The sequence below is a fragment of the Hungatella sp. L36 genome, assembly GCF_014288035.1.
This window is the reverse complement of sequence record NZ_JACOPC010000005.1, coordinates 401,013-413,407: the sequence shown is the minus strand read 5'-3', so window position 1 is coordinate 413,407 and position 12,395 is coordinate 401,013. Positions and strand designations below refer to the sequence as shown.

Genomic DNA, 12,395 nt, shown 5'->3' with positions numbered 1-12,395 from the left:
GAGGAATGGGACATATTTCTCCCCATAATAAATTTATGAAATACCCTTGTATTAAGGAATAACCGTTTTATACAATAGATCTATATTAAGGAGGAAGGAGATAGAAGAAATGAAAAAAAAACAGAAAGTAGTCCGGATACATCCGCGTAAGAAACCTAACCTTGCAATGCCCGTTTGTCCTTACTGTGGACGAGACGCTGTTATACGGCCAGCCGAGTATGTGTATGGTGATGATACGATAATTGCAGGAAGCATGCTGTATGTATGCAGCGGATATCCGGATTGCAATTCCTATGTAGGAGTTCATAGAGGAACGAAAAAGCCTATGGGCTCTTTGGCGGATAAAGAACTTCGTAATAAAAGAATCCGCGCGCATCGTGCCATGAACAGACTGATTGAAAGTGGGTGCATGTGCAAAAATGGAGTTTATGCCTGGTTATCCTGCAGCTTAAACCTGCCGCCTAAAGAGACACACATCGGATGTTTTTCAGATTATATGTGTGAGCAGACCATCATGGAGTGTGAGCGAGTATTAGAAAATTGGAAAGGAAAAAGAGCTGCATAAAAGGGGGCATAAGCACATGAGATTAGAGCCATCAGATAAACCAATGTACCACAGAATGGATCAAAGGGATAGAGCATTGATTATGATACCTGTTTTTGGAATAGCAGCCTCATTGGGGCTGTTTTTTCTTGCGGCCCGTTTTCCGGCCATCATCGGTGGACCATTCATCGGACTTGGTGTGTGTGGTATGTTTGGAAGCGCAATTCGCTATTGGAAGCTAAAGCAGTTGATTATGCCATTAAGCGGATGCTGCTTAGAAATTCAGACCAGTTGTTTTGTTGCAAGGCAACCTTGGAAGAAGGAACACTACGAGCAATGCAGAATCTATTTTAAGGAAGTTCAGGCGCTAATAAGGGAAGCCAAAGCAGGCGGTTTTTATCTACAGATTCCAGAAGGCGGTGAGAGTGAAATCCGTGGGTCTGGAGAAAACCGGCGGTGTCTTTTCTATGTCAGCCCATTTGGTTACCCGGAGGAGAAGATGCAGGCCGTGTACCAGACCATAAAAGAAAGGCTGCCTGAAACGGCAGAAATATATGAATATGAAACATGAATGGATGGGAGTTCCGGAAATGTTAATGAAAAAGCTAATCATAAATGCAGGTGTCATACTGGGCATCCTGGCAGCGGGAGTTTTTATGGAGATTCATCAGGAGGGAGAAGGTGTTTTAAAACTCACAATACTATGCGTGACCGGCCTGGGTCTTTACTTTCTATACCTTTGTCAGGTTATTTTCCAGAAGAAATATGAGACGCTGGTGGGAGAAGTGACCCTGATACAAAACTGTAAGGGCAGAAAAAGATATTGGGAAATTGAGGTGGTAGATGGGGAAGGAAAGGCAAAGCGGCTTCTGGTACCGGTTCAGAGCGGGGTGAGGAAAGGGATTGTGTACCGATTTTTCTTGAAGAATGATATTTTGCTGGGGGTGGAGGAAATGTGATGAGTTATAGAAATATATAGTAATCTGAGGGTGAAGTATGTCAAAGATAGCTGTATCCTGCTTGACTACTTCAGTAGTAATAGCAGTAAGCGTATGTAGTAAAATCATTGTATGATTTATTGTTTATATGCCAGATTTTTTTTATAAAATAATTTTAGGCTATCTCTTGACAACAAAGAAAGCAAGTGATATATTCTATGTGACGATATAAGGCATTTAGTCATAAGGAGGTGAGGAAAATTGCCGCGCTTTACAGAACAAGAAAAAGAAATCATAAACAGGAAACTTTTGATAGAGGGGGAAAAGCTGTTTGCAGCACACGGCTTGAAAAAAGTAACGGTTGATGATTTAGTAGCTGCTGTAAATATATCGAAAGGTTCATTCTACGCTTTTTATCCGAGTAAAGAACACCTATATGTAGAAATCAATTTTCGCTTACAGAAAGAGCTATTTACTAATATTGAAACAACAATTAAAGGAAGAAAGTATGAAAATCATAGGGACTTAACAAAAGATGTTATCACTTTGGGGGTAACTGGGTTGATTAATTCTCCTATTCTTTCGCAGATCGATTTGTCTTTAATGGACTATCTGCAAAGGAAACTTTCGCCAGATATATTTGACAGTCATATGCACAATGATATACATATACTGGAAATGCTTGAAGATTTAGGGGTTATTTTTACGATTCCGCATACGGTTATCATAAAATCCCTGTATTCTGTTTTATCCTGTTTGGAACAGTTCAAGGAGGATAAAGAACTGAATATGATACAAAATCTTTTAGTGAATGGCATTGTTCAACAAGTAGTAGCAGAGTAACAATTTTGTTTGGTTATTTGACAGGCAGATAGCCAAACATATTTTTTACAGTTTGTATGACTATATATTTTTATGAGTCATAAAGTCTGAGGAGGACAAAATAATGATCGATGTAAAAAAACTGTATTTTAGCTATACTGACAAACCGTTTGTCGAGAATGTAAGTTTCCATGTTGGGAAAGGAGAAATTTTTGGATTTTTGGGCCCTTCTGGTGCCGGAAAATCAACCATTCAAAAAGTTTTGACCGGACTTAATACAAAATATAAAGGCAGCGTAAAAGTTGCAGGTACAGAAATACGGGAGCGTACAAATCGGTTTTATGAAAATATCGGTGTTGATTTTGAATTTTCAACCTGTTATGAGAAATTCACTGCACGACAAAATCTCGCCTATTTTGCTTCTCTGTATGAAAAGCAGCCCCGGTCTATTGACGAACTATTGCATATGGTTGGATTGGAAAATGACGGAGATAAAAAGGTTGGCGACTTTTCCAAAGGTATGCGTTCCCGCTTGAATTTTATCAAAGCGTTGATACATGACCCAGACATATTATTCCTTGATGAACCGACAAGCGGTCTTGACCCTACGAATAATCGTTTGATGAAAGATATTATCCTTGCAGAAAAGAAACGTGGAAAAACGGTTATCATTACTACTCACAATATGTTTGACGCAACAGAGCTATGTGATCAGGTAGCCTTTATCGTTGCCGGAAAAGTAAGCGCATTGGATAGTCCCCATAATTTGATTATGTCAAGGGGGGCTGCAAAAATACAATATACCTACTATGACAAAGGTGAGAAAACGGGAGAATGTCTGCTTGATAGAACCACAGAAGATAAGTTATTGAAAAACTTAATTTCCGAAAACCGTCTGCTTTCCATTCATAGCAGTGAGCCTACATTAAATGATATTTTTGTAGATATTACAGGGAGGACACTTCAATGAGATTGGGACGTTTAATTTGTGGTGATATACATTTCCAATGGAAATATGGTTTCTATTTTATCTACTTTATTTTAACCGTTTTATATGTGTGTGGGATTGCCGCTTTGCCGGAACATTGGAAAACGGATATTGCTTCTATTATGATATACTCTGACCCGGCAGCAATGGGATTGTTTTTCATGGGAGCGATTGTTCTTTTGGAAAAAAGTCAAAAGGTATTAAATGCTATGGTGGTATCTCCTGTAAAAATATCTGAATATATACTTTCAAAAACAGTTGCGTTGATTGCTATTTCTACGGTAATTGCATTGATATTAGGGTTAGTTTCCGGCAGCAATCATTTGCTTGGTATCGCAGTTGGTACTGCTTTGACATCAGCAATCTTTACTATGCTTGGAATTATTGCAGCTACAAAGATTTCAAACTTGAACCAGTTTCTTATTGTAATTATGCCGATAGAAATTGTTTGCTTTGTTCCACCTATTGCTGGTCTGTTTGTGACTTTACCAAATGTGTTTTGCTTTTTTCCGTTCATGGCTTGTATGAACCTTATAACTGGAAAAAGTATGTTACTATCGTTCGATATGGTAATTGTAATTGCTACGCTGATTATCCTCTACATAATTGCAAGGGATACAGTTGAGCATATGTGGAAAAGTTTGGGAGGTGTAAAGCTATGAAAAGGATACTATCCAGTGCCATACAAGTATTTAAGCAAATCAAAAGCGACCCTATGATGTTTGCGGCTTGCTTCACCCCTTTTATTATGGGAGCTTTAATCAAATTTGGTATTCCATTTTTTGAAAGAATAACAAAGTTTTCTTTACAAGGATACTATCCGATTTTTGATTTATTGCTTTCTATCATGGCTCCTGTACTGCTTTGTTTTGCATTTGCCATGATTACGTTAGAGGAAATTGATGATAAAGTATCGCGGTACTTTTCAATTACCCCTCTTGGTAAGGCGGGGTATCTCTTTACAAGGTTGGTAGTACCCGCAATTATTTCAGCGGTCATTGCTTTTATCGTACTTTTGCTTTTCTCATTAGAAAAGCTACCCACTAGAATGATGATTGGTTTAGCACTTCTCGGCTCGGTACAGGCAATCATTGTTTCACTTATGATTATTACCTTGTCCGGTAATAAATTAGAGGGTATGGCTGTAACAAAACTTTCTGCACTTACACTGTTAGGCATTCCAGTTCCTTTCTTTATAGATAGTTACTACCAGTTCGCGGTTGGCTTCCTCCCATCATTTTGGGTAGCAAAAGCCGTACAGAATGAAGCAGTTCTTTATTTTCCCATAGCATTGGTAGTAGCTTTGATCTGGTACTACTTCCTTATAAAACGTCTGTTTCGGAAGCTGGCAGGATAAGGGGGCATATATGAAAAAAAATAAAATCCTGCCAAACGAAAATGTAAATACGGCAATCCGGGTTTCCACAATTACACTAATCATCAACCTGATTTTATCGCTGCTTAAATTTGTCGCCGGATATATAGGAAAGTCAAGCGCCATGCTGTCAGATGCTGTCCACTCGGCTTCTGATGTATTAAGCACAATCGTTGTGATGGTTGGAATTAAAATATCAGAAAAACGACCTGATAAAGAACATCCCTATGGGCATGAGCGTATGGAATGTGTGGCTTCTATTATTCTCGCTGCTGCATTGGCTGTAACAGGAGCCGGAATTGGATATTCAGGCATTAACAAAATCTATTCAGGGCAGTACAATACACTTTCCGTACCCGGTAGAATCGCACTCACGGCGGCAGTCTTATCCATTGTAATAAAAGAGTGGATGTACTGGTTTACAAGAGGTGCTGCAAAGCATACAAATTCTGACGCACTTATGGCTGACGCATGGCACCACCGCTCTGACGCACTCTCGTCAGTCGGTTCTTTAATTGGCATTTTAGGAGCGCGTTTGGGCTATGCCATTCTTGACCCTATTGCAAGCGTTGTGATTTGCGGTTGTATCTTAAAAGCCGCTTTGGACATTTTCAGAGAAAGCATTAACAAAATGGTGGATCATAGCTGTGACAACATTACTGAAACAAAGATTCGGGAACTTGTACTTCAACAGCAAGGGGTTGAGGGTATTGACGATTTAAAAACCCGCATGTTTGGAGCGAAAATGTATGTAGACATTGAAATATTAGCCGATGGCAGTTTAGTTCTTTATGACGCTCACAGAATTGCCGAGGGAGTCCATAAGGTGATTGAACACAACTTTCCACAATGTAAACATTGTATGGTACATGTTAAAACTAATGAACTTCTCCCTCCATTCTGCATAGGACGGGGAAGATGATTTAAGGGCACTGAAAGGAGGTGAAGTAGGTTATGGAACAATACTGGTGGATTATCATTGTTGCGGTTTTGATTGTCGTTGGCTTACTTAAAATGGTTATTATGAAAAAATACAACGATAAAAAGAATCCCAAAAAGCGTTCGCATAATGATGAAGATTAGTAAAGAGCAACTAAAAAGGAAAACAGCTATCTGTGTAGCAGCGCAAAACGGCAGTTGAAATAAAACCGCCGTTTTCCTTTTTCAAAAATTGGATTACGGAGGGTGTATTAAATTCGCCTTTTTTTAGGACACGGCGGTATCAAGGAGGTATCGCTATGTCCTTATTTTCTATAAATTATGAGAATGTAATTAAATTTCTTGTGGTGTAGTGTTTAATTTCATACCTAAGCCATTCCGGATAATCCCTCCCTATAACAGAAAGCAAACATTGACAAAGCGACACAAGTGTCGTTTGAAGGAGAAGAATCATGGGAAATAAAGGCGAAGAAACAAAAAAACTGATTAGAGAAAAAGCCTGTTCTTTATTCGCAAGAAAGGGATTTAAAAATGTTACTATGAAAGATATTTGTGTTGCAACCGGACTAAGCAGAGGAGGGTTATATCGACACTATGATAGTACACAACAAGTTTTTTCAGAAATTATAGATGATTTAATGAACATACAGGATAATGAATTTTCTGAGAAAATGAAAAATGGGTATCCGGCAGTCCAGATACTTGATGAAATTTTAGAACGATATAGAACAGAAATGTTAGATAGTACGGGCTCTCTTGGTTTGGCAATCTATGAATTTTATAGTGAAATTCAGAACGATAACAACGACAACATACTTTTGAAGCAATATGAACATTCTGTAACTGTTTGGAAAGATTTTTTATCCTACGGAATACAGCGCGGAGAATTTAAGAATGTAGAGAGTGATGAATTGGTTGATATAATTATTTTTTCATATCAAGGGGTAAGAATGCTTTCAGAGGTATTCCCTGTAGATGAAAAAGTATCAGCAAGAATTATCAACCATATCAAGCGGGTTCTGTTAGACTAACTACATTCTTACACACTTATTTCATGCAAAAGGAGAAAGCGTATATGTTTAATAAAGTAGAAACAGACTTGAATTTTATAGAACGTGAAAATAAAGTCAAAAGTTTTTGGAAAGAAAATCAAATTTTCGAGAAAAGCATTGAAGCAAGAGCACAGGGAACTCCCTATGTGTTTTATGATGGCCCGCCAACAGCCAACGGTAAACCACATATCGGCCATGTCCTTGCCAGAGTATTTAAGGATATGGTTCCCAGATACCGGGCTATGAAAGGCAACATGGTTCCCAGAAAAGCAGGGTGGGATACTCATGGTCTGCCGGTGGAATTAGAGGTTGAAAAGAATTTGGGATTAGATGGCAAAGAACAAATTGAAACCTATGGCTTGGAGCCCTTTATCGCTCATTGTAAAGAAAGTGTTTGGAAATATAAGGGTATGTGGGAAGATTTTTCTGATATAGTGGGTTTCTGGGCCGATATGGAAAATCCCTATGTAACCTATCACAATGGCTTTATTGAATCTGAATGGTGGGCATTAAAACAGATTTGGGATAAAGACCTTCTTTATAAAGGGTTTAAGATTGTTCCTTACTGCCCTCGCTGTGGTACTCCTTTATCATCCCATGAGGTAGCACAGGGATATAAAGATTTGAAGGAACGATCTGCCATTGTTCGATTTAAGGTAAAGCAGGAGAACGCTTATTTTCTGGCATGGACAACAACCCCTTGGACACTCCCTTCTAATGTTGCTCTTTGCGTTAATCCGGCAGAACGCTATGTAAAAGTTGAGTCGGGCGATGGATTTGTCTATTATATGGCTGAAGCCCTCCTTGAAAAAGTGATTGGCTCTTTAGGGGAATACAAGATATTAGAAAACTACAAAGGTTCCGATTTAAAATACAAGGAATACGAGCCTCTTTTCCCCGAGGCAAAGGATACCATAGCAAAACAACAAAAAAGAGGATTTTTTGTTACCTGCGATAACTATGTCACTTTAACCGATGGTACAGGTGTTGTGCATATCGCTCCTGCCTTTGGCGAGGACGATTCCAGAGTAGGGAAAAATTATAATCTTCCTTTTGTCCAGTTTGTAAACAGCAAAGGAGAAATGACGGAGGAAACCGCTTGGCCGGGAGTGTTCTGCAAGAACGCTGACCCTTTGGTGCTTAATGATTTAGAAAAGCAAGGACAGCTTTTCTCAGCTCCATATTTTGAACATAGTTATCCGCACTGCTGGCGTTGCGATACACCGCTTATCTATTATGCAAGAGAATCGTGGTTTATAAAAATGTCTGCGGTCAAAGAGAATTTAATCAAAAACAACAATACAATCAACTGGGTTCCGGAAAATATCGGAAAAGGCCGCTTTGGAGATTGGTTAGAAAATGTTCAGGATTGGGGAATCAGCAGAAACCGTTATTGGGGAACGCCTCTGAATATTTGGGAATGTAAATGCGGTCATCAGCAAGCAATAGGTAGTATTGATGAATTAAAAAGCCTATCTTCAAATTGTCCGGAAAATATCGAGCTTCATCGTCCTTTCTTAGATAGTGTGACAATTATTTGTCCGAAGTGTGGAAAAGAAATGTACCGTGTGCCGGAAGTAATTGATTGTTGGTTCGATTCTGGAGCTATGCCCTTTGCGCAACATCACTATCCTTTCGAGAATAAGGAACTTTTTGAAACACAGTTTCCAGCAGATTTCATTTGTGAAGGTGTAGACCAGACAAGAGGCTGGTTTTATTCACTCCTTGCTATCTCGACGTTGATCTTTAATAAAGCTCCGTTCAAGAATGTAATTGTGATTGGCCATGTACTAGACGAAAATGGACAAAAAATGAGTAAATCAAAAGGAAATTCCGTAGATCCGTTTGATGTACTAAAAATATATGGGGCGGATGCTGTCAGGTGGTATTTCTACATTAACAGTGCCCCTTGGCTTCCCAACCGTTTTCATGATAAGGCTGTTACAGAATACCAACGTAAATTTATGGGAACTTTGTGGAACACTTATGCCTTTTTTGTATTGTACGGAAATATAGATAATTTCAATCCGGCAGAATATTGCTTAGAATATGATAATCTTTCAGTGATGGACAAATGGCTTTTATCCAAACTCAATACAGTGGTAAAAGCAGTAGACACCTATCTCGAAACATATAAAGTGACAGAAGCGGCTAGAACGCTCCAAGATTTTGTTGATGATATGAGTAATTGGTATGTAAGACGAAGCAGAAATCGTTTCTGGGCTAAAGGAATGGAACAGGATAAAATAAATGCTTATATGACACTTTATAGTGCATTGATAACTATCTGTAAGGTTATTGCTCCTATGCTACCATTCATGGCCGAAGATATATACCAAAACTTAGTACGCAATGTAGATAAAACAATGCCTGAAAGCGTCCATCTCTGTGATTTTCCAAAAGCTCACAAAGAAATGATAGACAAGGCTTTGGAAAGAAAAATGGACGAAGTTTTAAAGATTGTTGTCCTTGGCCGTGCCGCAAGAAATACTGCAAATATTAAAAATCGCCAACCGATTAAGCGTATGTATATAAAGGCAGAATCCTTACCAGAGTTTTATCAAATGATAATCAGAGATGAATTAAATGTGAAAGAAATAGAATTTGTTACTGATGTGCAGGCTTTTACTTCCTACACATTTAAGCCGCAGTTAAAGACAGTCGGCCCCAAATATGGAAAACAGCTTGGTAACATCAAAACCGCCCTCTCCGAGTTAGACGGGAACCGAGCCATGAATAGACTGAATGAGCAAGGATTTCTTTCATTTGAGTTTGATGGTGCGAATGTGGAACTTACAAAAGATGATTTACTGATTGATATGACGCAGAAACAAGGATTTGTTTCTGAAATGGATAATACCGTAATTGTAGTTTTAGATACAGATTTAACCCCAGACCTCATAGAAGAAGGATTTGTCCGGGAGATTATCAGCAAAGTACAAACCATGCGGAAAGAAGCTGGCTTTGAAGTTACTGACCATATTACCGTTTACGTTCAAAATAATAAATCTATCAGCTCTGTATTAAAAGCAAATGAAACATTCATTAAAAGTGAAGTGTTAGCAGAACAAATCTGCTATGAGCAGATGGAAGGTTATCAGAAGGAATGGAATATCAACGGAGAAAAAGTAGTTTTAGGCGTTAAAAAGTATGTATAACAACAATGTGAAAAATGGAAACGAGGGATTTTACATTTTGTAATTTCTCTCTTTTCCCAGAAAATTTTTAGCTACCGATGGTAATAAAAAAACGTTGTTCGGTAGCAGAGTTTTCTTGTGCCTAACAGAAAATAAAGAGCTTAACGGCGGTTTTGAAATAACAATTTCAAACCGCCGTTTTCTTACTGAAAAATTGAGATACGGAGGGGGTATCAAATTCGCCCATTTTTAAGGACATGGCGGTATCCGGGAGGTATCGCCATGTCCATTGTTTTACACAGCACCCGTAAACTGCACCAGTTAAAAAAAAACTTTCCCCTCCTCCGAGTTATTCCGGTTATGTATATGAAATAAATCAGCACCAAAACAATAATGTCATTTCATACGTCCGTGTGGCTTCATGCCACCCGGGCGTTTTTGTGTTTTTATGGGGTTGCTTCGGGCCAACTTGGAACTGTTGAAAAACCCTACCGCGAATAACATCACCTATGATAAAATAGAAGAAAAATGTGGAGGGCAAAGCTATGATGACGCAGGCAACAGGCAAGCAAATCAAATTTCACATGGTAACAATTGAGAGCTTAGTACCAGAGAAATGTGCGCTGGCAGCTTACAGGAGTATCCATCGCTTGTTTGCTATATGATGCCAATAGTGAAAGGTTTCCAAAATCCCGCATATACTGTATCAAATCCCCTGCATGAGGTACACCATGGCGGACTGCCCTATTAACTCAGCCTCAGAGACTATTGCTGACTTTATCTACCGTAATGGAAGCCAGCAGCAATTTCCTGGTAATTCGGAAGATATTCCCTGTATGGACTTTGTAAGCACTGATTTCAGCATTATATATACCCCGCTAGATACCGTAGAACCCATATCACTAAGTAAGTTTACCTATTATAGTATCCCTGGACTGTACACACTGTTAGATAGTTCCAGCATGGACGCTTCCGGCATTTTGGCAACCCATGCATCACCTGCCCTTAGCAATCAAGGGAGAGGTGTTATAATCGGCATCATAGACACGGGAATTGACTATACCAATCCTTTATTTCGTAATCAGGATGGAACTACCAGAATCTTGAGTATTTGGGATCAGAGCCTTCCAGAAGATAAAAGCCTCCTTCCTGCCGGTGTACCCAACCGCTATAATGCCAGCGGGGCAAGCTATGGCACAGAGTACACGCAGGAGCAGATTAACGAGGCACTGGAATCTGATAATCCGTTTGCCGTGGTGCCTTCTACCGATACCAACGGACATGGAACCTTTTTGGCGGGTATCGCTGCTGGAGGAATCCTGCCTAATCAGGATTTTACAGGAGCAGCACCGGAATGTGAACTGGTAATCGTCAAATTAAAACCAGCCAAACAATATCTGCGCGATTTCTATCTTATCAGTAATGATGCGGATGCTTATCAGGAGAATGATATAATGATGGGCATTAAGTACCTGCGTGTGGAGGCATACAGCCAGAGAAAACCTCTGGTTATTTTACTGGGAATCGGCTCCAATCTGGGCAGCCATGAAGGGACGTCTCCATTGAATGTAATGATTCAAGATATCAGCCGATATTTAGGAATGGCTACGGTAATTGCTGCAGGCAATGAAACTGGCCGGGGGCATCATTACATGGGGTCTGTACCGATAGGGGAAGAGTCCGTTGAGGTGGAAATCCGAGTAGGGAATGCGGAATCCCAACGTGGATTTGTAGTAGAACTCTGGGCCGACACCGCTGATACATATTCGGTTGGATTTGTCTCACCCAGTGGTGAATCCATAGGCCGCATTCCTATCATAGGCAGAAACGAAACCTCTATCCCGTTCCTTTTGGAACCCACGGTCATTACAGTTAATTACCAGCTGATTGAGACAGGCGCAGGCAAACAGCTTGTTTTTATCCGTTTTGCAGCCCCAACTAATGGAATTTGGAGAATACGCGTGTATAATACCCAGTATCTTACAGGGCAATTTAATATGTGGCTTCCGGCCCATACCTTGATTTCTGATGAAACCGTGTTTCTGACTCCCAGCCCATACACGACCATAACCCTCCCGGGAGATTCTCCCTCTCCAATCACAGTAGGAGCCTATAATCATTTAAATAACAGCATCTACATTCATTCCGGCCGTGGATATACAATAGGCGGATTGATAAAGCCGGATTTGGCAGCTCCAGGGGTTAATGTAAGCGGGCCATCGATAGGGCAAAGGAACCAAGACTCCATTCCCATGACTACCCGAACCGGAACCTCGGTTGCTGCTGCCCATGTTGCTGGTGCAGTCGCTAATCTTTTAAGCTGGGGCATAATAGAAGGACATAACATAGCAATGAGCGAAGCCACTGTCAAAGCATTTTTAATAAGAGGAGCAAAACGGAATCCAGCACTATCATATCCCAATAGGGAATGGGGATATGGGGCTCTGAACTTATATGAAACTTTTTTACGGTTAAGAGAAATAAGATGAATTATCTAAAGCATCAGATTCTTATGCATATCACGGATACGGGGGAACTTGATGGAGGTTTTGGCTGAGGTGCTAAAAAATAGTCTTATCGGTGGTAAGGGATTAATTTTG

At 39.8% G+C, this 12,395-nt stretch carries 12 protein-coding genes; all 12 read left to right on the top strand.

Annotated elements, in window-relative coordinates; all coding sequences use genetic code 11:
• The first annotated feature begins 109 nt into the window (after positions 1-109).
• Positions 110-565, top strand: coding sequence for a zinc-finger-containing protein (locus H8S80_RS15555; RefSeq protein ID WP_181988016.1), 456 nt, complete (start codon positions 110-112; stop codon positions 563-565).
• Between the two features lie 16 nt (positions 566-581).
• Complete coding sequence (locus tag H8S80_RS15550) at positions 582-1,115, top strand: hypothetical protein (RefSeq protein WP_117565649.1); 534 nt, start codon at positions 582-584, stop codon at positions 1,113-1,115.
• A gap of 19 nt (positions 1,116-1,134) precedes the next feature.
• Positions 1,135-1,503 (top strand): hypothetical protein, encoded by a 369-nt coding sequence (locus H8S80_RS15545; RefSeq protein ID WP_117565962.1) that lies wholly within the window; start codon positions 1,135-1,137, stop codon positions 1,501-1,503.
• Positions 1,504-1,743: 240 nt separating this feature from the next.
• On the top strand, positions 1,744-2,325 hold the full coding sequence (locus H8S80_RS15540) for a TetR/AcrR family transcriptional regulator (RefSeq protein WP_006775582.1): 582 nt from the start codon (positions 1,744-1,746) through the stop codon (positions 2,323-2,325).
• Positions 2,326-2,428: 103 nt separating this feature from the next.
• Positions 2,429-3,274 carry an ABC transporter ATP-binding protein gene (locus H8S80_RS15535; RefSeq protein ID WP_002591416.1) on the top strand — a complete coding sequence of 282 codons (846 nt, stop codon included), beginning with the start codon at positions 2,429-2,431 and terminating at the stop codon, positions 3,272-3,274.
• Entirely contained in the window at positions 3,271-3,954 is a 684-nt protein-coding gene (locus H8S80_RS15530; protein ID WP_006775583.1) for a fluoroquinolone export ABC transporter permease subunit, read from the top strand. The genes H8S80_RS15535 and H8S80_RS15530 overlap by 4 nt, the downstream gene beginning before the upstream one ends.
• The gene (locus tag H8S80_RS15525; RefSeq protein WP_006775584.1) at positions 3,951-4,649 is read left to right on the top strand and encodes an Rv2686c family ABC transporter permease subunit; all 699 of its coding nucleotides are present in this window, start codon (positions 3,951-3,953) and stop codon (positions 4,647-4,649) included. Before H8S80_RS15530 ends, H8S80_RS15525 begins: the two co-directional genes overlap by 4 nt.
• Positions 4,650-4,659: 10 nt before the next feature.
• Complete coding sequence (locus tag H8S80_RS15520) at positions 4,660-5,589, top strand: cation diffusion facilitator family transporter (protein WP_006775585.1); 930 nt, start codon at positions 4,660-4,662, stop codon at positions 5,587-5,589.
• A 32-nt stretch (positions 5,590-5,621) separates the two neighbouring features.
• On the top strand, positions 5,622-5,750 hold the full coding sequence (locus H8S80_RS34640; RefSeq protein ID WP_006775586.1) for a hypothetical protein: 129 nt from the start codon (positions 5,622-5,624) through the stop codon (positions 5,748-5,750).
• Positions 5,751-6,058: 308 nt separating this feature from the next.
• The gene (locus tag H8S80_RS15515; RefSeq protein ID WP_006775587.1) at positions 6,059-6,637 is read left to right on the top strand and encodes a TetR/AcrR family transcriptional regulator; all 579 of its coding nucleotides are present in this window, start codon (positions 6,059-6,061) and stop codon (positions 6,635-6,637) included.
• A gap of 44 nt (positions 6,638-6,681) precedes the next feature.
• On the top strand, positions 6,682-9,816 hold the full coding sequence (gene ileS / locus H8S80_RS15510) for an isoleucine--tRNA ligase (RefSeq protein WP_039892493.1): 3,135 nt from the start codon (positions 6,682-6,684) through the stop codon (positions 9,814-9,816).
• Between the two features lie 710 nt (positions 9,817-10,526).
• Entirely contained in the window at positions 10,527-12,284 is a 1,758-nt protein-coding gene (locus H8S80_RS15505; protein ID WP_039892495.1) for a S8 family peptidase, read from the top strand.
• Positions 12,285-12,395: the final 111 nt, after the last annotated feature.